This window comes from Streptomyces sp. NPDC058576, from assembly GCF_042718715.1.
Classification (GTDB): domain Bacteria; phylum Actinomycetota; class Actinomycetes; order Streptomycetales; family Streptomycetaceae; genus Streptomyces.
Map to the genome: position 1 here is coordinate 17,203 of NZ_JBHXPF010000038.1, position 21,011 is coordinate 38,213.

Sequence of the window (21,011 nt, forward strand, 5' to 3'; positions counted from 1 at the left end):
CGACCGGCCTGTACGCTGCGATCATGCAGCCGTCCGCCCCCTCTTCCCCGTCGGGGTCCGCGCGGCCGGGTCCGGTCGCGGACCCCGCCCGGCGCGGGCTCCTGACCGAGCGCATCGCCCGTGAGCTGGAGCACGACATCCGCTCCGGCGAGATCGCCGTCGGGACGAAGCTCCCCTCCGAGCGGGAGCTCGCCGCCCAGTTCGGCGCCAGCAGGAACGTCGTGCGTGAGGTGCTGCGGCGGCTGGAGGCCCAGCACCTGATCGAAGTGGCGCCGGGGCGTGGTTCCTTCGTCCGCGAGCAGTCCTCGGGGCAGGCCCGGGGGTACGACGCGCTGTACCGGGCGGGCCGGCCCACCGTGCGGCAGCTGATCGAGGCGCGGATCCCGCTGGAGGTCGAGATGGTCCGGCTGGCGACCGAGCGGGCCACGGACGAGGACATCGCGGCGATGCGGACCGCCCGGGACGCCCTGGAGTCGGCAACCGACGTCGTCGTCAAGGCTCAGGCGGACATGGACTTCCACGACGCCATCGCCGTGGCCAGCAAGAACCCGGTGCTGAGGATCATGCTGTCCTCGATCAGCGGGATGATGTTCGAGATGATGCTCCGCTCGAACTCCGACCCGTCGATCGGCGAGCCCGGCGTGCCGCACCACCCGGAGATCTTCGAGGCGGTCGAGGCGCGGGACGTGGACCTCGCCTGCGCGCGGATGCGGGAGCACCTGATGCTGGGCCTGCGGACGTACGGGGCCGATCTCGACGTCCAGGTCGACACGATGGCGCGCAATCACATCGAGACGCTGCTGGACCAGGCCGAGGGCCGCCGGACGTCTCCGGGGCGGTAGCCCCCGCCGAAACCGGGCCTCGGGCGGAGTGTGTCCGTCCGGCCCTCCCCCGGTCGGCCGCGTCGCGCCGGAACCGATCCGTCCGGTCCGTGGAATCTTCGCTTCAGGGTCTGGTCGGGGAGGTTTCCCTGCTGTTACGGTCCCGCGTAGACCAACTGGTCCTACCAGTTGGACCAGGTTGGTCGGCCCGGTCCGCCGGGGTCGGCAGGACCCGCCCGCGACACGTACGTACCGCAGAGAAACGAGGACGAGGATGTCCACGAGCAGCCAGCCCCTGAGCCGGCGTGCCTTCGGCAGGCTCGCCGCAGGGGCCGCGGTGGCCGCCGGGGCGGGCGCGCTGAGCGCCTGTTCGGGCGGGGGCGGCAAGCCCTCGGCCGACGCGCCCTTGAGGATCATGGCGATCAACCACGTCTGGTCCCAGGCGATCAAGCGCCGCACCGCGGAGTTCGAGGAGCGGATCGGCCGGCGGGTCTCCATGACGCTGCTCACCGCCGACCAGCTCGCCAGCAGCTACAACGTCAAGCTCAACGCGTCGGGCACCGATGTGGACGTGATGATGGTCCGCGCGCTCCAGGAGCAGTTGCTCTTCGGCCACAACGGCTGGCTCGCGGACCTCGGCGACCGGGTCGCGGACGACGCCCGGTTCGCCTGGGACGACTTCCAGGAGGCCCCGCGCCAGGCGTCGGTCACGGCCGGCAAGGTGCTGAGCGTCCCGGTGGTGACCGAGCGCCCCGCCCTCTACTACCGCAAGGACCTGGTGGAGGACCTGGGCGGCCCGCCGCGCACCCTGGAGGCCCTGATGGAGGGCGCACGGGAGCTGACCCGGCGGAAGGACGGCTTCTACGGGTACGTCGGCCGGGGCCAGCGCAGCGGCGCGGTCTCCCAGTGGTCGAGCTTCCTCTACTCGTACGGCGGCGACTTCGTCGTGGACGGGAAGTCCGGGATCGGCAGTGCCGAGGCCGTCGCCGCCTACGAGTACTACGGCCGCCTGCTGGCCGGTTCCGGGCCGCCCGGGGCCACCAACATGAGCCTCGAACAGGCGATGCCCATCTTCGCGCAGGGCAAGGCCGCCTTCTTCGTCGACGCCGACGCGATCTACAGCAGCTTCCTCGACCCGAAGGTGTCGCGCGTGCGCGAGACCGTCGGCTTCGCGCCCTTCCCCGCGGGGCCGGCCGGGGCGAAGCCGCACAACATCCCGTCGTGGAGCCTCGGTATCAACACCTTCTCCCGACTGCGCGACGACGCCTGGGAGTTCATCCGGTGGGCGGCCGGTCCCGAGATGTCGGCCGCGCTCCAGTCGGAGGGCATACCGGGGGCCCGCTCCTCGGTGTGGTCCGACCCGAAGACGCTGTCCGCCTTCCCGCCTGAGCTGGCCGGGGCCATGCGGCTCAACGCGGAGCGCGGCGTGGGCTACGACCGGCCGCGCGTCCTCCAGGTCGGGCGGGCCCGGGACATCGTCGGCCGCCCGCTGGTCGCGGGCATCCTCGGCCAGTCCGTCCGACCGGTCGTGCGCGACGCGGACGCGGAGTTCGCCGATTTCCTCGTCCGCGACAACCGCCACAAGGAGTCCTGATGCCCGCCATGGAGACCACAGAGGCCGGCGGGGTCGCGACGGCCGATCGGGGCGCCACCCCTCGTACGCGGGGCCCGAAGCCGCTCCGGGCCGGGCGGCGGCAGCGGACCTTCGAGCAGGCCAACCGGCGGCTCAAGTGGGCGATGCTCGCCCCGGCCGTGCTCTTCGTCGGCCTGATGATCGTCTTTCCGCTGGTCTTCACGCTCGACCTCAGCCTCACCGACGCCTTCGGCGCGGTGAACGCCGACAGCGCCCACGTCGGGCTGCGCAACTTCACCGACGCGCTGGGCGACACCCGCCGGTTCTGGCCCGCCGCCCGCCGCACCCTGGTCTTCACGGTCGGCGCGGTGGTGCTGGAGACGGTGCTCGGGCTCGCCCTGGCGATGCTGATGCGCAAACCGTTCCGGGGGATGCGCTGGGTGCGGACCGTGCTCATCGTTCCGCTGCTCGCCACGCCGGTCGCGATCGGCATCCTGTGGCTGCTGATCCTCGACCCCACCAACGGCATAGCCAACCACCTCCTGGAAGCGGTCGGCGTGCCCCGGCAGGAGTTCCTGGGATCGGTCGGGCAGTCGCTGCCGACGCTGATGCTGATCGACGTGTGGCAGTGGACGCCGATGATGACGCTGCTGCTCCTCGCGGGGCTGACCACGCTGCCCGAGGAGCCGGAGGAAGCCGCCCTGGTGGACGGGGCGAACGCCTGGCAGCGCTTCCGGTACGTCGTCCTGCCGATGCTCGGGCCGACGCTCGCCACCGCGCTGGTGCTGCGCGCCGTCGACGCGCTCAAGACCTTCGACATCCTCTACGCCACCAAGGGCGCGGGCGGCGGTTCGGACTTCGAGGTGGAGACCCTCAACGTCTATGCCTACGGGCTCACCTTCGACTACCAGGAGTACGGCCTGGCCGCCGCCGTCCTGGTCCTGTTCACGCTGTTCATCATCGGTGTCGTGGTGCTGCTGCGCCGCCGGGGCGGAAGGAAGAACGCATGAGTGCCACCCTCTCCCCCGCTCGGACCCGGCGCGGCCGGCGTTACGGTTCCTGGCTGCGGGGCGTCGCCATCACGCTCGTGACACTGGTCTTCGCGCTGCCGGTGGTGTGGATGTTCGCCGCCGCCTTCAAGACCAATGTGCAGGTCACCGATCCCTCGGTCGGGCTGTGGTTCACACCCACGCTGGACAACTTCCGCGCCGTCGTCGAGGCCGGGCAGATCGTGCGCTCGATGGGCAACTCCCTGCTGGTCGGGGTGGTTTCGACGCTGCTCTCCGCGGTGATCGCGGTGCCGGCCGCCTGGGCGGTGGGCCGGTTCTCCATGCACCGCACCGGCTCCGTGATCCTGGTCGCGCGCATCGTCCCGGCGATCTCGCTGCTGGTGCCCTGGTACTACCTGTTCGCGCGGATGGGTCTGGTCGGCTCCTACACGGTGCTGATCCTCAGCCATATGTTCGTCTCGGTCCCGCTGATCATGTGGATCATGATCAGCTTCTTCGCCGGGCTGCCGGTCGAGCTGGAGGAGGCCGCCCGTACCGACGGACTGAGCGCCTTCGGCGCGTTCTGGCGGATCTCGCTGCCGCTGGCCGCCCCCGGGACCGCGACCGCGTCGCTGCTGGCCTTCGTCTTCAGCTGGAACAACTTCATGTTCGCGCTGGTCTTCTCCGACGACCGGACCCAGACCGTGCCGGTCACCCTGTTCAACTTCATCTCCTACGCCAGCACGGACTGGGGCGGTCTGATGGCCGCCGCCTCCCTCATCACCGTGCCTGTCGTCCTGGCCGCCGTCCTCGGCCAGAAGTACCTGGTGGCCGGGTTGACCTCCGGCGCCTCCAAGGGCTGAACCCCACTCACCCGACCTCCGACCCCCACCCGCGGAAAGAGCACACACGCATGAAGATCGTCGACGCGAAGGTCGTCGTCACCAGCCCCGGCCGCAACTTCGTCACCCTGAAGCTGACGACCGACGAAGGGCTCACCGGCCTCGGCGACGCGACCCTCAACGGGCGGGAGCTGGCCGTCGTCAGCTATCTCACCGACCATGTCGCCCCGCTGCTGATCGGGCTCGACCCGCATCGCATCGAGGACACCTGGCAGTCGCTGTACCGGGGCGCGTACTGGCGGCGCGGCCCGGTGACGATGGCCGCCATCGCCGCCGTCGACGTGGCGCTGTGGGACATCAAGGCGAAGGCCGCCGGGCTGCCGCTGTACCAACTGCTGGGCGGCGCGAGCCGGGAGCGGATCGCGACGTACGGTCACGCGAACGGCCGGGACATACCCGAGCTGCTCGACTCCGTACGGGCCCGGCTCGCCGAGGGCTACCCCGCCGTCCGCGTCCAGTCCGGCATCCCCGGGCTCAAGGCGGTGTACGGGGTGTCGGACACCGACGACACCGGTGCGCCGGTCCTCCACCAGCAGGCCCGCCCCCTCGTGGAGGACTGGGACACGGCGGCGTATCTGCGCCACGTCCCGGCCGTGTTCGAGGCGGTGCGCGCGGAGTTCGGCGCCGAACTGCCGCTGCTCCACGACTCCCACCACCGTCTCACCCCGATCCAGGCCGGCCGGCTCGGGAAGGACCTGGAGCCCTACCGGCCGTTCTGGCTGGAGGACTGCACCCCGGCCGAGAACCAGGAGGCGCTGCGCCTGGTCCGCCGGTCCACCACCACGCCGTTGGCCGTGGGCGAGGTGTTCAACACGGTGTACGACTACCAGGCCCTGATCACCGAGCAGTTGATCGACTACGTGCGCTCGGCGGTGACCCACTTCGGCGGCGTCACCCCGCTGCGCAAGCTCTTCGACTTCGCCGCGCAGTACCAGATCAAGAGCGCCGTCCACGGCCCCGAGGACATCTCCCCGGTCGGGATGGCCGCCGCCGTCCATCTGGACCTGGCCGTGCACAACTTCGGCATCCAGGAGTACTCCGGCCACACCGCGCTCACCGACGAGGTGTTCCGGCACGCCTACACCTTCACCGACGGCCATCTGCACCCGGGCGAGGCACCCGGCATCGGGGTGGAGCTGGACGAGGAACTGGCCGCCGCCCACCCCTACGCGCCCGCGTATCTGCCGGTCAACCGGCTCCACGACGGGACCGTGCACGACTGGTGACCCCCGGTCCGGGGTCCGGCTCCGGCCGGGCCCCGTCCCACGGGCCGGGTGCCCACAGCGCACAGGCCGCCCGCGCACACGGCCCGCCCGCGTCAGGCCGAGGTCGCCCGGCCGGCCGGAGTCTCGCAGGCCACCGTCTCGCTGGTGCTGGGGGCCCGGAAGCAGGGCGTCATGGTCTCGGATGAGACCCGGCGGAAGGTGCTCGACGCGCTATGGGCCGGACCATGTACGGATCCGGCCGCCAGCCGGCTCGCGGCCGCTTCCGCGCAGGGCCGCCGCCGAGCAGATCGCGGTGCTGCGGCGGGCCTTCGGCGCCGACCCGGGCGGGCCTACCATCTGACGTCGAGCCGCCGCGGGCTGCGGGAGGTCGTCCCGGTCCGCCACGCGACGGCGTCCATCGGGGCGGCCAGGCGCAGGTCCGGGAGGCGGGCGGCCAGGCGGTGCAGGGCAAGCTGGAGTTCCGTACGGGCCAGCCAGGCGCCGAGGCAGTAGTGGGGTCCGGCGCCGAAGGAGAGCGTGGGGGCCGCCAGCGGGGCGAACAGGTCGTGGAGGGTGGCGGGCGGGAAGACCTCCGGGTCGCGGTTGGCCATCCCGCAGTCGGCGAGCACGATCGCCCCGGCCGGGATCGTCACCCCGCCGACCTCGACGTCCGTGGCGGCATGCCGGGTACTGCCCCGGTCGTCGCCCAGCGGGACGAGGTGGACGAGCCGGTCCGCGACACGCCCCGCTGCCTCCTCGTCGGCGCCGATGCGGGGCCAGGTCTCACGGCGCTCGCCCAGGAGGTAGAGCAAGGCGTTGCCGAGCATGGTCATGGTGCTGTCGTGGCCGCCGACGACCAGGCCGCACACCAGGCTCACCAACTGCGCCTCGGGGACACCGCCTTCGTCGTCGGCCGCCGCGACGAGACCGCTGATCAGGTCCTCGCCCGGGGCCCGGCGGCGCTTCGCGAGCAGGTCCGCGCCGAACGCGCTGAACTCCTTGCGGGCCGATGCCACCTGTTCGCCCGCGTGGGTGCCGTCGGAGAAGGCGTGTTCGCTCCAGTGCCGCAGCCGGTCCCACGCGGACTCGTCGAGTCCCATCAGCCGGCTGATCACCGCCACCGGCAGCGGGAGGGCGAACTCCGCTACCACGTCAGCTGGTTGCGGTAGCGACTCCAGCCGGTCGAGGAGTTCCTCGACGATCACGGCGATCCACGGCCGCCAGCGGCGAACGGCCCTCGGGGTGAACGCGCGCCGCAGGGTGCGGCGCAGCCGCAGATGGTCGGGGCCGTCCTGGTTGAACATCAGGTCGGGGTCGTTCACGAGATCCGGTACGCCGGAGAGCGACGGGGCCTCGGGGGCGTACAGCCCTGCCCGGCCGAAGCGGGGGTCGGAGAGCACCTGGCGGACGTCGGCGTACCGGCTGACCAGCCAGGCCGGGGCGCCGCCCGGCAGTTCGGCGGGACGGGGCGGCCCGGGTGTGTCGAAGTGCAGGCGGTGCATCGGGACCGGGTCGGGGTCCGTGGGATCGGTGGTGGTCAACGTGTCTCCTGGGGTTGGCTGTTCTGACACTTCCGGCGCCGCGGGTCAGAGTTTGACGAGGACCTTGCCGCGGTTGGCCGCCCGGTCGCCGTAGAGGCTGCCGTAGGCGGCGGGGATGCTGTCGAAGCCGTGGTGCAGGGTGTGGTCGCAGACGACCTCGCCGCGCCGGACCCGGCCGCCCAGCTCGGTGTGGAGGTCCTGCCAGTTCCGTTCGGTGAACCATTCCAGGGAGAAGATCCCGCGGACGGTGGCGCGCGGGAACATCAGGTACGGCAGGAGCCGGGGGCCGGTGTCCTCGCTGCCGACCTGGGTCGCCCACTGCCAGCACACCGCCACCTGGCTGCCGATGTTGAGCAGGGAGAACACCGCGTCGGTGACCGTGCCGCCGAGGTTGTCGAAGTACCGGTCGACGCCGTCGGGGGCGGCCCGGGCCAGCGCCTCGCGCACCGTGTCCGCGCGGTCCCCGTGGCGGTAGACGATCACCGCGTCGAAGCCGAGCCCGGTGAGGTAGTCCGCCTTCTCCGGAGACGAGGTGGTGCCGACGACCCTGGCCCCGGCGAGCGCGGCGAGCTGGCCGACGAGGCCGCCCACCGCGCCGGAGGCCCCGCTGATGACGAGGGTCTCGCCGGGGCTGATGGTCATGTACTTGGAGAGGGTCCCCCAGGCGGTCATGCCCGGTCCGCCCATCACGCTGAGGGCGGTCGGCAGGGGGAGCGCGTCGTCGTACCACCGGGGGTCGAGCCTGCGATAGGCGGGGAAGACCATGGGGAACGTGCCGGTCCGCCAGAGTTCGGCCGCGCCGGTGGAGACCACATGGGTGCGCCAGCCGCCGAAGCCCTGGACGAGGTCGCCGACGCGGTGGGCGGCGCGCGGCCCCGCCTCCACCACCTCCATGATCGAGTCGGCGCCCATGTGCCGGCCGATGGGGGTGTCGAGGGCGATGCCCTGGAGGTAGGGATCGACGGAGACGTACAGGGTGCGCAGGAGCATCTCGTCGGGGGCCAAGGTGACGTTGACGTTCTCGACGACCTTCTCGTAGACGCGGTCCACGTCGGGGACGCCCTCGATGTGTTCGCGGACCACCCATTGCGCGATCTTCATGGCTTCCTCTTCTGAGTCGGTGCGGTGCGGCGTACGGGCACGGGGATGACCCGGTGGGTCGGTGGGGGTGCGGTGAGGTCGAGCGACGCGGTGAAGGGCTTCCCGTCGTCGCGGCAGACGAACTGCATGACGTGGCGTCCGGAGGCGGCGGCCCGGATGAGGCCGCCGGTGGTGGCCCAGACGCCGGACTGGTAGAAGTCGCGCAGCCCGGGGAGGCCGGGGCCGTGCTTCTTGATCAGCTCTTCGAGCCGCTCCCCGCTCTCCACGAAGGGCTGCCAGCCCAGGACGGTCCCGTCGTGGTTGCCGGTGTACCGGACCTGGGTGAGGGGGCTGGAGACGTCCCGGACGACGATCGCGTCCCGCAGGCCGGGGTGGCGTTGGTCCAGGAATCCGATGAGCGCCTCGCGTGCCCGCCGTTTCGCCGCGTAGTAGCCGCGTCCGTGCCGTACGGGGAGGGTGTGCAGCTCCTGGCCGCCCCGGGTGCGGGTGACCTGTTCGGGGCCCTCGTCGAGGGCGCGCCAGGGGGCGATGTCGCTGAAGTAGGTGGCGTAGACGACGGTGGTGCCGTCCGGGGACAGCTCGGGGTAGTGGCGGCTGCGGAACTGGACGTTGACGCTGGGGTGGCGGATGCCGGTCAGCTCGGCCGCCAAGGACGCGTCGATGAGGTGCGTCGTGCACGGGTCGCCCTCGGGGAAGGGGCGGGAGAGGCCGAGGAACAGGGTGAAGTAGCCGGGGAAGACCATGCCGGGTTCGTGGATGGTCTCGGTGTAGAGCTTGCGGTAGTCCTCGCCCAGGTACGCGCCCTTCAGGAACTTCATGGTGGTGGTGTAGCCGTCGCAGGCCGATACGACGATGTCGGCGCGGAGTTCGCCGCCGTCGCTGAGCCGGACGCCGACCGCCCGGTCGTCCTCGACGATCACCGACTCGACCTTCGTGTTGTACGCGACCTCGCCGCCGAGCCGCCGGTAGCGGGCCTCGATGGACTCGGCGAGGCCGAGGGACCCGCCCTCGGGGACGCCGGCGGAGAGGTTGGCGTGCGAGGCGAGCTGGAAGTGGAACGGGAGGACGGGGAAGGCCGGGTGCTTCTCGTACAGGATGAAGTTGAACGCCTCCTGGAGGAGGGGGTCCTTGAACTTCTGGGAGAAGTCGGCCATCAGGACGGTGATCGTGGTGCGGACGGCGTTGAGGTACGGCAGGAACGAGGCGAGCATCCGCCAGCGCTCCCGGCGTCCCATCAGTCCGACGGGCTTGAGGAAGGGGTAGACGGCCAGCGCCTTGCGGAAGCTGCGCAGTTGCCCGCAGAACTTCCGTACGAGGCGGGCGTCGGCGGGTGAGATGTCGATGAGGTGGGCTTCGAGCCGGTCCGGGTCGGAGTAGAAGTGGACGGCCCGACCGTCGGTGCCGCACACGATGTTGAAGACGTCGAAGTGGCGGATCTCCTTGCCCTGAAGGGCGCCGAGCTCCAGCCAGATCTGGTGCATCTCGTTGCCGGGGCCGCTGCCGAGGAGCCAGCTGACGCAGGCGTCCAGGGTGAAGCCGCCGCGCTCCCAGGCGGTGCAGCAGCCGCCGGGGATCTCGTGCATCTCCAGGACGCGGGTGCGGTAGCCGTTCATCTGGGCGTAGCAGCCGGTGGAGAGGCCGCCGAGCCCGGCCCCGATGATGATCATCGTCTCGCGGGGCCGGGTGGGGCCCGGCCGGGTCCCCTTGCCGTGTCGGCTCATGTGCCCTCGCCCTCCCGTGCCGACCACCGGTCGAGCTGGGGCAGATGTCCCAGCTTCCCGGGGTGCCAGGGTTCGGCGCCCTTGCTCTCCCAGGCCCGGAACTCCAGGCCGAGTTCGCGGCAGAGGTACTGGACGGCGAAACGGCCGGTGGAGGCGGCGCGGATCAGGCCGCCCATGCCGACCCACTGCCCGGCCATGGAGAAGCCGCTCAGCCCGGGCAGCCGCATCCGGTCCTTGCCGACCAGGCGGGCCGCGACGTCGTCGGCGTCGGAGAAGGCCTTCCAGGCGAGGATGGAGCCGCCCAGGTTGCCGGTGTAGCGGTGGGTCGTGGCGGGTGTGGCGACCTCGACGATCTCGATGCGATCGGCGATGCCGGGGGTGCGGCGCTCCAGGAAGTCCCGGACGAAGTCGGCCACTTCACGCTTGCGCCGGCGATAGTCCTTGCGGTCCCTGGTGCGGAGGTCCTTCCAGTGGGCGTAGTCGCTGAAGTAGGTGCAGTGCAGCACCGAGCAGCCAGGGGGTGCGAAGCCTCCCGAGTAACGGGAGCGGGCCTGCACGACGAGGCTGTCCTGGAGTGCGCCGGGGAGGTGGGCCGCGTCGTCCGGGGCGAGGAGGTGCGTGGTGCTGTGCGCCTCGTCGGGGTCCAGGTCGCCGCGCAGACCGACGAAGGCGGAGACGACGGCGGGGAACAGGGTGCCGGGCCGGTGGAGGAGGTCGGTGTACAGCTTGTCGATGCGGGGTCCGGTGTACCGGCCGCCCAGAAGCCCGTAGACGGTGGTGTGGCCGTCGCAGGCGGAGACCACGTGTTCGGCGAAATACCGTCTGCCGTCGCGCAGTTCGATGCCGATCGCCCGGTCGTCCTCGACCAGGATCCGTTGGGTACGGGCCCGGTAGGTGACCGTGCCGCCGAGGCTCCGGTAGCGCTCCTCGATCGAGCGGGCGAGGCCGAGCGAACCGCCCTGCGGGAAGCCGGCGTTGCCGTGGTGGGCGGCGGCCATGTTGAAGAGGTAGGGCAGCAGCGGGAAGCCTCCCGGGTCCTGGAAGAAGATGTTGCGGAACGCCGTGCGCAGCAGCGGGTCCTGGAAGCGGTCGGCGAACACGTGCATCGGGGTGGCGGCGGTCCGCCAGAAGAGCCGGAAGGCGGGCAGCACCGTGCGCAGGGTCCGGGCTCTCTCCCGTACGGTCCGCAGGGCGGGCGCGGTCAGGAACGGGTACAGCTCGATGTCGATGAACCGCCGCAGGTCCCGGGTGAAGGCGCGGATGTGCGGGGCGTCGGCGGGTGAGAGGTCCAGGAGATGGGCCTCCAGGCGGTCGGGGTCGTTGTAGAACGTCACCGACCGGCCGTGTTCGTCCTCGACCTTGTTGAACAGCGCGAAGTTGGTGACGGTCTTGCCGTCGAACGCGCCGAGTTCGCTCCACACCCGGTGGGCGTCGTTGCCCGGGGCGGTGCCGACGAGCCATTCGATGCAGTAGTCGAAGAGGTATCCGTCGCGGGACCAGGCGGTGCAGCAGCCGCCGGGCAGGACGTGCTTCTCGAAGATGCGGGTCCTGGCCCCGCTCATCTGCGCGTAGCAGCCGGTGGAGAGGCCCGCCACGCCCGCGCCGACGACGATGACGCGGGGCGGGGCGCCCGGGGCGCGTTCCCTGGTGGTCCAGTCGGTGGAGTCGGTGGAGTCGTCATCCGCCATGGGACGCCTCCTCGGTGATGGTCGCTCGCACCAACTGGGCGTTGCGCGGCAGGTGTTTGGGGTCGAGCATGTCGGCGTGGACGCCGGAGCCGCGCAGGACGGCGGTGACGCCGGTGGAGCTGCCGTGCCAGGTGCCGTGCTCCCCGGCGGCGTAGAGCGCGGCCTTCTCCTCGTCGGTGATGACGGTGACCGTCGCGGCGACGGTGCCGGTGTTGGGGGTGCGCCCGCAGAACGCGAGGTATTCGGCGGCGTGCGCGAGGGTCTCTCGGGTGACGGCGTCGGATCCGGTGTGCTTGCTTACGTGGTCGGCGAGTTCGGCCTCGAAGGCGGCGATGCCGGACGCGTCGGGTTCATAGGCGGCGAGGATGCGCCGGGAGTCGAGGATGACGACGTGGGCGACGCGGCGCCCGCGCCGCTCCAGCTCCTTGGCCGTCTCGAAGGCCAGGTTGCCGCCGAGGGAGTAGCCGAGGAGCAGGCAGGGGCCGTCGGGCCGGTCGGCCTCGACCAGATCGGCGTACCGGGCAATCTTGTCGTCGCCGGGCAGGTAGTTGAAACCGATGACGGTGTGGTCGGGAAGCTGGGCGGCCAGGCCCCGGTAGACGAGCCCGTGGCCGCCGGCGGGCGGGAAGCAGAAGAGGGCGGGGGCCTGTCCGGCGTTGAAGGTCAGGCTGGGCAGCTCATCGGCGCTCGCCCCGAGGAGGATGTCCTCGACGGTGGCGGCCATCCCGTGCAGGGTGGTGACCTGGTAGAGCCGGCTGACGGGGAGGCCGACGCCGAACTCGGTGCGCAGGTGGTGGAGCAGTTCGATGAGCTTGATCGAGCTGCCGCCGAGTTCGAAGAAGTCGTCCTCCAGGCCGACCTGTTCGCGTCCCAGGAGCGTCTTCCAGTGCCGGGCGACGCTGATCTCGTACAGCGTCACGGGCTCCTCGTGCGGCCGGTCGCCGGCCTCGGCCCGGGGGGCGGGCAGCGCCGCCGTGTCGACCTTGCCGTTGGCGGTCAGCGGCAGGGCGGGCAGTTCGGTGAAGTGGGACGGGATCATGTACGAGGGCAGGGAGCGGGCCAGGTGGCGGCGCAGGGCCCGGACGTCGAGGGTCGCTCCGGCCTCCGGTACGCAGTAGGCGCAGAGGGCCGCGTCTCCCCCGGTGTCGGTGCGTACGGTGACGACGGCGCGGGCGAGCGGGGGCCACTGGGCGAGGTGGGCCTCGATCTCGCCGATCTCGATGCGGTGGCCGCGCAGTTTGACCTGGCCGTCGGTGCGGCCGAGCAGGTGGACCCGGCCATGCGCGTCCCAGCGGGCGATGTCGCCGGTGCGGTAGAGGCGTTCGGGGCGGGCGTCGGCGGCCCTGGAAAGCGTACGGGTCACGAAGCGCTCCTCGGTCTGCTCGGGGTCTCCGGCGTAGCCGAGGGCGACGCCCCGGCCGCCGATCCAGAGTTCGCCGGGCACGCCGGGCGGGACGGGTTCGCCGTGGGCGTCGAGGACGTGGAGGGTGCTGCCCGGCAGGGGCCGGCCGATCGGGACCATCGCGCCGGGTTCCAGGTCGTCGACGGGCCCTTCGAAGTACGCGCTGTCGATGGTGGCCTCGGTGAGGCCGTAGGAGTTGACGAGGCGGGTGCCGGGTCCGCACAGCTCGGCCAGCCTGCTGTACTCCCCCACGCTCCAGGCGTCCGAGCCGACCACCAGCAGCCGCAGGAAGTCCAGCCGCAGGCTTTCCCGTTCGCAGTGGTCCATCAGGCCGCGTACGACGGCGGGAACGAACTCGGCGCAGTCGACACGTTCCTGACGCATCGTGCGGTAGAGCCGGGTCGTGTCGAAGAGGAGGTCGCGGTCGGCCAGGACGAGCGTGCCGCCCGAGCACAGGGCGCGGACCAGGTCGCCGGTGAACACGTCGAAGGAGGGTTCGGCCATCTGGAGGTGCGTCGTCACGTCGGTCTCCAGCCGGTACGCCTGCCGCCACGCGGCCTGGGCGGAGGCGAGGTTGCGGTGGCTGACGCGGACGGCCTTGGGGCGGCCGGTGGAGCCGGAGGTGGTGATGATGTAGGCGGGCGCGTCCGGGGCGGTTTCGCCGGGCGTGCCGTCGGGGTGCGGTGCGGTGGCGGCGAGAGCGGCGAGGGTGAGTGTCGGGACGGCCAGGGCCCCGGTCCGCTCGGGCCGGGCGTCGTCCGCGACGATGACGAGTTCCGCGCCGGTGGCCGATACGAGGTGGGCGAGCCGGTCGGCGGGCTGGTCGGGCCGGAGCGGGAGGTAGGCGGCGCCGGCCCTGAGCACGGCCAGCAGGGCGACGATCAGCTCGGGCGACTTGTCCAGGCTCAGCACGACCACCGAGCCCTGGTCGACGCCGAGCGTACGCAGCCGGGCGGCGGTGGCGTCGGCGCGCCGGTCCAGCTCCGCGTAGGTCAGCCGGTGCGCCTCACCGTACGGGGAGGGCGTGGTGACGGCGACGGCGGCGGGGTGTTCGGCGGCGATGCGGGCGATCAGCGCGTGGACCGGGGTGAACGGTTCGTCGTCCTGGCGGCCGGGGGACGGCAGGGCCGGGCGGCTCCACTCCCCCACCAGCCGCTCCCGCTCCCGGTCGCCGATCATCTCCAGCCGGGATACGGGCTGTTCGCCGGGTTGGCGGGTCATCCGGTCGAGGAGGCGGGTGTAGTGGCCGGCCATGCGGCGCATGGTCTCGGGGAGGAAGAGGTCGGTGTTGTACTTGAACACGCAGTGGAAGCGTCCCTCCGCCTCGTCCTCGTAGGCGGACAGCGTTATGTCGAACTGCCCCTCTTCCTCCGGTAGTTCGATGTACTCCAGCCGGTAGCCGTACTGCTCGGCCGCCACCTTGTGGGTGAGGAGGATGAACATCGCCTGGAAGACGGCGGATCGGCTGGGATCGTGCTGGAGGCCCAGCTCCTCGACGAGGAGGACGAAGGGGTACTCCTGGTTGTCCAGGCCGCCGAGCACGGTGCGGCGGACCTGTCGCAGCAGTTCGGCGACGGTCGGGTCCTCGGACAGGTCGGCGTGCAGGGGCAGCGGGTTGACGAAGTAGCCGTAGACGGAGGCGAAGTCCTGCCGGGTGCGGCCGGTCACCGGGCTGCCGACGATGATGTGGTCCTGCCCGGAGTACCGGTGCAGCAGGAGGTAGTAGGCGCTGAGCAGCACCATGAACGGGGTGACGCCGTGCGCCCGGGCCAGGGCGTGGACGCGGGCGCTCAGCGCGTCGTCGAGGACGAAGAACTCCGAGGCCCCGTTGTGCGTCTGGACCGCCGGGCGCGGTTTGTCGACGGGCAGGTCCAGGAGGGGGACCTCGGCCGGCAGATGGGACCGCCAGTAGGCGAGCATGCCGGCCGCCCCGGGCCCGGCCAGGAAGGCGTTCTGCTGGTTGAGGAAGTCGAGGTAGCGGGCCTCGACCGGTGGCAGCTGGGGTTCCCGGTTGCGGCGCGACGCCTCGTAGATGCTGAGGAGTTCCTCGATGAAGGTGAACGTGGAGATGGCGTCGGAGACGATGTGGTGGACGGCCTTCATGATGATCCAGCGGTCCGGGCCCCGTTTGAAGAGGCGGAAGCGGACCAGGGGGTCGTGGGCGAGGTCGTAGGGCTTGCGGTACTCCTGGACGATCGTGGCGTGGACGGTCTCCCAGTCCTCGCCCTGGACGTCGAAGAGGGCGAGATCGGTCCTGGCGTCCTCGGAGACCCGCTGCACGGCCTGCCCGTCCGCCAGGAGGAAGTTGGTGCGCAGCGCCGGGTGGCGGGCGATGAGCCGGCGGACGGCCTCGAACATCAGGTCCGGTTCGAGGGCGACGTTCACCTCGACGGCCCCGCCGATGTTGTACGCGTAGCCGTCGGGGTTGAGGTGCTTGAGGAACCAGAGCGCTTTCTGGTTCTGTGTCAGCGGGTACTGCCTTTCGTCGGTGTGGAGTTCGACCGCGCCCGCCGCCCTGTCGCCTTCCTCCACCGAGGCCAGGGCGGTGAGGCCGTCGTGGAGCCGGGCGGTGAGCTCTCCGGCCGGGGTGCCGCTGAGCAGGGCGACCACGGGCAGGACGACGCCGAGTTCGGCGTGGATGCGGGCCCGTAGCTCCATGGCGAGGAGCGAGTCGAGCCCGAGTTCGCCGAGCCCGGTGGCGGTGTCGACGCGGTCGGCTCCGGTGCGCAGCACGGTGGCGGCGAGCGCGGCGAACCGCTCGGCGACCAGGGTGCGCCGGGTCTCCTCGTCGGCGGCGCGGAAGGTGTCGAGGAATCCGTTGCCGGAGGCGGTGTCCGTGGGCGGCGGCGCGGCCTCTGCGGCGAGGTCGGCGACCAGCGGCGGCGGGGACGGGTACCAGGCGAGGAAGACGGGCCAGTCGACGACGGTGGCGACGACGAGCTGCGCGTGGTCCTGGCCGATGACGCGTTCCAGGACGGCCATGCCCGCGTCCGGGGAGAGCGAGCTCATGCCCCGGCTGTGCAGGTAGTGCTCGGCCAGGCCGAGTTCCTCGATCATGCCGGTGGCCCAGGGACCCCAGTCCAGGCTGAGCGCGGGCAGGCCCCGGGCGCGGCGGTGGTGGGCCAGGGCGTCCAGGAAGGCGTTCCCGGCCGCGTAGTTGGTCTGGCCCGCCGTGGTCAGCAGCGAGGCGATCGAGGCGAAGAGCACGAAGTGGTCGAGGGGTTCGTCCCGCAGGTGCCGGTGCAGGAGGTGGGCGCCGACGGTCTTGGGGTCGTGGACGGCGTCGAAGGCGGCCCGGTCGAGGTCGGCGACGAGGGTGTCGCGGACCTGGCCGGCGAGATGGAACACCCCGCGTACGGGCGGCGCTCCGCTGCGCCGGTGGGCGTCGAGCCAGCCGGTCAGGGCATCCTCGTCGGTGATGTCGAGGGTCGCCGGGACGGGCTGTGCGCCGAGCGTCTCCAGTTCGCGGATCAGGGCCACGGCCCGGCCCTCGGCGGTGGCGGGGTCGGTCCCGGCCCATTTCTCCCTGGCCGGGACGGGGGTGCGCCCGACCAGGAGGATCCGGCGTGCTCCCCGGCGTACGAGGGTGCGGCACAGCAGTCGGCCGAGCGCGCCGAACGCTCCGGTGACCAGGTAGCTTCCGTCGGGCCGCAGGCGCAGCGGCAACGGCCGGGTCAGGTCCTCGGCGGGGCGGAGGCGGCTGGTGCGGCGGCCGCCGTCGCGCAGGGCGATCTCGTCCTCGTCGTCGCTCAGCGCCTCGGCCAGGAGCGCCGCGGCCTCGGTGCGGTCGCCGTCGGGGCCGGGCTGTCGGCGGGGGTCGAGGTCGATGAGCTTGCCGGGGTGTTCGGTCAGTTCCTGGTGCCGCAGCACGCGGCCGATGCCCCAGGCGGGTGCTCCGAGAGGTTCGGGGCCCTCGCCGGGCAGGGCGGGCTGGGCGCCTCGGGTGACGATGTGGAGGCGGCCGCCTCCGCCCCTGGCGGCCAGGAGGCGGGCGAGGGCGATCAGGGAGTACGCGCCCGCGCCGGTGTGGTCGTGGAGGGCGGCCCGGTCGCAGTCGGCGAGGGCGGGGGCGTCGAGGTTCCACAGGTGCAGGACGGTTCCCCGGAAGGGTCCGCCGTCGCGGTCGAGGTCGGCGAAGAGGCGCCGCAGGTCGGTGTCGGACGCGGGGTCGACCGTGTACGTCCGGCCGTCGGCGGAGGCGGTGCGGGCCGCGCCCCGGCGGACCAGTCGGCAGCGTTCGCCGCGGGCCGTGACCAGGGTGGCGAAAGCGTCCGCGACGCCTCCGGCGTCGGCGAGGAGGAGCCAGTCGTGGTCGCGTGCGGGGGCCGTGGGTCGCGGATCGCCCCCGCTCACCACCGGTTTTCCGGGTGTGACGGTGGTGCTCACGTCCCCCGGCAGGGCTCCGGCATCATCGACCGGCAGCGGAGGGCAGTCGGTCCAGACGGGTTCGGCGAGCCAGGAGTCGATCGTGGTGCGGGCGACGGCGGTGGCCGACTTCTCCACGTCGGCGGCGCAAAAGCCCTGGACGCGGCCGAGCGGTGTGCCGTCGTCGGCGTGCAGGGCGATGTTCCCGAGGGTGGTGTCGTCGTCGCCGGGGAGCAGGGTGGCATGGGCCCAGAACGGCTGGTCGCCGATGGGTTCGAGGGCGACCTCGTCGAGGGAGAGCGGCAGCCTGATCCCGGTGTCCGGTGCCCGGCCTTCGGGGTTCAGCGGGATCAGCGGAGTCAGGAGGGTCTGGAAGCAGGCGTCGAGGAGGACGGGGTGGAGGTGGTGGCCGGCGGCGTCGTCGCCGATCGCCCGGGGCGGGCGGATCCGGGCGAGGACCTCTCCGGCGCCGATCCAGACCTCCTCGATGGCCTGGAAGGCGGGGCCGTAGTGGTAGCCGAGGGCGGCCAGCGCGGTGTAGCAGTCGGGTCCTTCGAGGTGGCGGAGGGACCTGGCCCGGATCGCGGAGGCGTCGAGCGGCTGGGCGGTACGGCGGCGCTGGCCGGTGCGGACGATCCCGCTCGCGTGGACGGCCCGTTCGCCGTCCTCCCCCGTCGGCGAGGCGATGGTGAAGGCTGCGGTCTCCAGGGAGAGCGACACCTCCACGGTGCGGTCCTCGCCGTCGGGCAGGAAGAGCGCCTTGCGCAGGTCGATGTCGGCGAGGACGGCGGTGGTGCCGCCGGTGAGCCGCCGGACGGCCTGGGCGGCCATCTCCAGGTAGCCGGCGGCGGGGAAGACCACGGTGCCCTGGATGCGGTGGTCGGCGAGGTAGGGCAGGTCCTCGGTGTCCAGGCGGGCCTGCCAGGTGGGTTCGGTGGCCTCTGTGCGGCGGCCGAGGAGCGGGTGGTCGCGGTGGCCGAGCCGGACCTGGGCGACCGGTCGGGGCTCGGTCCAGTGGCGGTCGCGTCGGAAGGGGTGGCGGGGCAGGGTGACGGGCCGGCCGGTGGGCTGGAGCAGATCCCAGTCGATGGGGACGCCGAGGGTGTGGAGCGCGCCGAGGGAGGCGGCGAAGCGCTCGGTCTCGTTCTCCCGGCGGCGGATCGAGGGCAGGGTGTGCCCGGACGTCCCGGCGGCGTCGAGGCATTCGCGGATCGCGTGGCCGAGGACCGGGTGCGGGCCGATCTCCAGGAAGAGGTGGTGGCCGTCGTCGGCGATGCGGTCGATCGCCGACCGGAAGCGCACCCGGTCGCGGACGTTCTTCCACCAGTAGGCGGCGTCGAGTTCCTCGCCCCGGGCGGTTCCCTCGACACCCGTGAGATAGAGCGGCACCTGTGCCGGGCGAGGCTCCAACGGGGCCAGCTCCGCCAGCAGTTCGTCCTTGATTCGTTCCATGCCGACGCTGTGGTAGGGCACTTCGACGGTGAGGAACTTCGCGAACTGCTGCTCGGCCCGCAGTTCCTCGGCCAGCAGGGTCAGGGCCGCCTCGTCCCCGGCCAGGGTGATCGCGGTGGGGCTGTTGACGGCGGCGATGGAGACCCGGTCGCGGTAGGGGCGCACCCGGCGCTCCGCCTCGTCCTCGGACAGGCTGACGGCGAGCATGGTGCCCGTGCCGGCCAGGCTCTGCTGGAGGCGGCTGCGGTGCACGACGATCCTGGCCGCGTCCCGCAGGGAGTAGACGCCCGCCGCGTGGAAGGCGGCGATCTCCCCGGTGCTGTGACCGACCACGGCGTCGGGGCGCACCCCGTGGGACCGCCACAGGGCGGCGAGCCCGACCTGCACGGCGAAGTTCGCGGGCTGGGCGAGCCAGGTCTCGCTCATCCGGGAATCGGGCTCGTCGGCGGCCATCTCCTCGATGAGGGACCAGTCGGCGAACTCCCGGAGCGCTTGGTCGCACGCGGCGACGGCGTCGCGGAACACCGGTTCCTCCGAGAGCAGTTGGCGGCCCATGCCCCACCACTGGGGGCCCATGCCGGTGAAGACCTGGACCAGCTTCCGGTCGGCGGCGTCCCGGGCTCGGCCGTGGACGACGCGGGGGTGGGGCTCGCCGCGCTCGTGGGCGGCCAGGGCCTCGTCGAGGGAGGCGCGCGAGGAGTGGACGACGGACAGCCTCTCGGGCAGGTGCTGGCGGCGGTGGGCCAGGGTGTGGCCGAGGTCGTCGAGGGCCACGGCCGGGCCGTTGTCGCCGGCCAGTTCGGCCCGGATGCCTGCCGCCATTTCCCCCAAGGCGTCCGCGTTGCGGGCGCTGAGCGGCAGGAGGCTCCAGCGCCGTCCGGCGGATGCGGCGTTCCCGCGGTCCGCCGGATCCGGCGGGGCTTCCTCCAGGACGATGTGGGCGTTGGTGCCGCCGAACCCGAAGGAGTTGACGCCGGCGCGGGCAGGCCCTTCGTGGGCGGGCCAGGCGGTGGGCCGGGTGGGGATCTCGTAGGGCAGGGTCGCCGGGTCGATGGCGGGGTTGAGGTTCTCCAGGTTGATGTGCGGCGGGATGGTGCGGTGCTCGATGCTCAGGACGGTCTTGATCAGCCCGGCGATCCCGGCGGCGGATTCGGTGTGGCCGATGTTCGTCTTGACCGAGCCGACGTAGGCGCGGGCGCCCGGGGCCCGTCCGATGGCCAGCGCGCGGGCCAGGGCGTTCGCCTCGATCGGGTCGCCGACGGGGGTCGAGGTGCCGTGCGCCTCCATGTACTGGAGGTCTCCCGGGGTGATGCCCGCCTCGGCGCAGACCCGGCGGATGAGGTCGACCTGGGCGTCGCCGTTGGGCACGGTGATGCCGTTGGTGTGGCCGTCCTGGTTGACGCCGCTGCCGAGGACCACCGCGTGGATCCGGTCCCCGTCGCGTACGGCGTCCTCCAGCCGCTTCAGCGCGACCAGGCCGACGCCTTCGGCCCGTACGTAGCCGTCGGCGGCGGCGTCGAACGTACGGGAGCGGCCCTCGGGCGACAGGAAGCCGCCCTTCGTCTCGGCGACGGTGTACTGCGGGGCCATATGCAGCAGGGTGCCGCCGGCCAGCGCGAGATCACTCTCCCCGTTCCGCAGCGCCTGGCACGCGAGGTGGACGGCGACCAGGGAGGAGCTGCACGCGGTGTCGATGGACAGGCTGGGGCCCCGGAAGTCGAAGCAGTACGAGATGCGGTTCGAGACCATCGTCATCATGGTCCCGGTCGCGGTGTGGGCGGCCAGCGAGGTGAAGCCCAGGTCGGCGAACTGCAGGATCTTGTAGTCGAGGGTGAACGCGCCGACGTAGACGGCGACGTTCCCGCCGGCGAGGTCGGCGGGGCGCTGGCCACCGTCCTCCAGCGCCTCCCAGGCCACTTCGAGAAGCTTCCGCTGCTGCGGGTCCATGTGGTCGGCCTCGCGCGGGCTGATGCCGAAGAACGCGGGGTCGAACTCGTCGAAGCCGTCGATGTATCCGCCGCGGCCGCCGACGAGGCGCCCCGGTTTGCCGCGGAACCGGCTGCCGAGCGTACGGACGTCGTACCGGTCGGGCGGTGTGGGCGTGATGCAGTCCTTGCCCGCCACCAGATTGCGCCAGTACGTGCGGTGGTCCGAGGCGCCGCCGGGCAGGCGGCAGCCCATCCCGATGATCGCCACCTTGTTCCGTAACGCCCGGCTGTTCGCGTCGGCCATGTCGAACTCCTCAAGTCGT

10 protein-coding genes and 1 pseudogene are annotated in these 21,011 nt (G+C 72.1%); 6 read left to right on the forward strand and 5 right to left on the reverse strand.

Annotation, left to right across the window (positions count from 1 at the left end; genetic code table 11):
* The first annotated feature begins 23 nt into the window (after positions 1-23).
* From ACFWRV_RS24370 to ACFWRV_RS24395, 6 genes and pseudogenes are all read left to right on the forward strand, one after another.
* A complete protein-coding gene (locus ACFWRV_RS24370; protein ID WP_384337858.1) occupies positions 24-842 on the forward strand; it encodes a FadR/GntR family transcriptional regulator in 819 nt (272 codons plus the stop codon).
* A gap of 253 nt (positions 843-1,095) precedes the next feature.
* A complete protein-coding gene (locus ACFWRV_RS24375) occupies positions 1,096-2,415 on the forward strand; it encodes an ABC transporter substrate-binding protein (protein ID WP_384337859.1) in 1,320 nt (439 codons plus the stop codon).
* On the forward strand, positions 2,415-3,404 hold the full coding sequence (locus tag ACFWRV_RS24380; protein ID WP_384337860.1) for a carbohydrate ABC transporter permease: 990 nt from the start codon (positions 2,415-2,417) through the stop codon (positions 3,402-3,404). Before ACFWRV_RS24375 ends, ACFWRV_RS24380 begins: the two co-directional genes overlap by 1 nt.
* Positions 3,401-4,246 (forward strand): carbohydrate ABC transporter permease, encoded by an 846-nt coding sequence (locus tag ACFWRV_RS24385; protein ID WP_384337861.1) that lies wholly within the window; start codon positions 3,401-3,403, stop codon positions 4,244-4,246. The genes ACFWRV_RS24380 and ACFWRV_RS24385 overlap by 4 nt, the downstream gene beginning before the upstream one ends.
* Before the next feature lie 50 nt (positions 4,247-4,296).
* Positions 4,297-5,511 (forward strand): D-mannonate dehydratase ManD, encoded by a 1,215-nt coding sequence (gene manD / locus ACFWRV_RS24390; protein WP_384337862.1) that lies wholly within the window; start codon positions 4,297-4,299, stop codon positions 5,509-5,511.
* Positions 5,512-5,559: 48 nt separating this feature from the next.
* Positions 5,560-5,772, forward strand: a pseudogene (locus ACFWRV_RS24395) (LacI family DNA-binding transcriptional regulator); the annotation flags it as partial.
* Positions 5,773-5,840: 68 nt separating this feature from the next.
* Here the strand turns inward: ACFWRV_RS24395 and ACFWRV_RS24400 are convergent.
* From ACFWRV_RS24400 to ACFWRV_RS24420, 5 genes are read right to left on the reverse strand one after another with little or no spacing between them, the layout of a single operon-like run.
* Positions 5,841-7,031, reverse strand: a complete 1,191-nt coding sequence (locus ACFWRV_RS24400) for a cytochrome P450 (protein ID WP_384337863.1) — start codon at positions 7,029-7,031, stop codon at positions 5,841-5,843.
* A 45-nt stretch (positions 7,032-7,076) separates the two neighbouring features.
* A complete protein-coding gene (locus tag ACFWRV_RS24405; protein WP_384337864.1) occupies positions 7,077-8,132 on the reverse strand; it encodes an MDR family NADP-dependent oxidoreductase in 1,056 nt (351 codons plus the stop codon).
* Positions 8,129-9,853: a phytoene desaturase family protein gene (locus ACFWRV_RS24410; RefSeq protein ID WP_384337865.1), complete on the reverse strand. Its 1,725-nt coding sequence runs from the start codon at positions 9,851-9,853 to the stop codon at positions 8,129-8,131. The genes ACFWRV_RS24405 and ACFWRV_RS24410 overlap by 4 nt, the downstream gene beginning before the upstream one ends.
* Entirely contained in the window at positions 9,850-11,541 is a 1,692-nt protein-coding gene (locus tag ACFWRV_RS24415; RefSeq protein ID WP_384337866.1) for a phytoene desaturase family protein, read from the reverse strand. Before ACFWRV_RS24415 ends, ACFWRV_RS24410 begins: the two co-directional genes overlap by 4 nt.
* Positions 11,531-20,992: an amino acid adenylation domain-containing protein gene (locus tag ACFWRV_RS24420; protein ID WP_384337867.1), complete on the reverse strand. Its 9,462-nt coding sequence runs from the start codon at positions 20,990-20,992 to the stop codon at positions 11,531-11,533. The genes ACFWRV_RS24415 and ACFWRV_RS24420 overlap by 11 nt, the downstream gene beginning before the upstream one ends.
* Positions 20,993-21,011 lie beyond the last annotated feature (19 nt).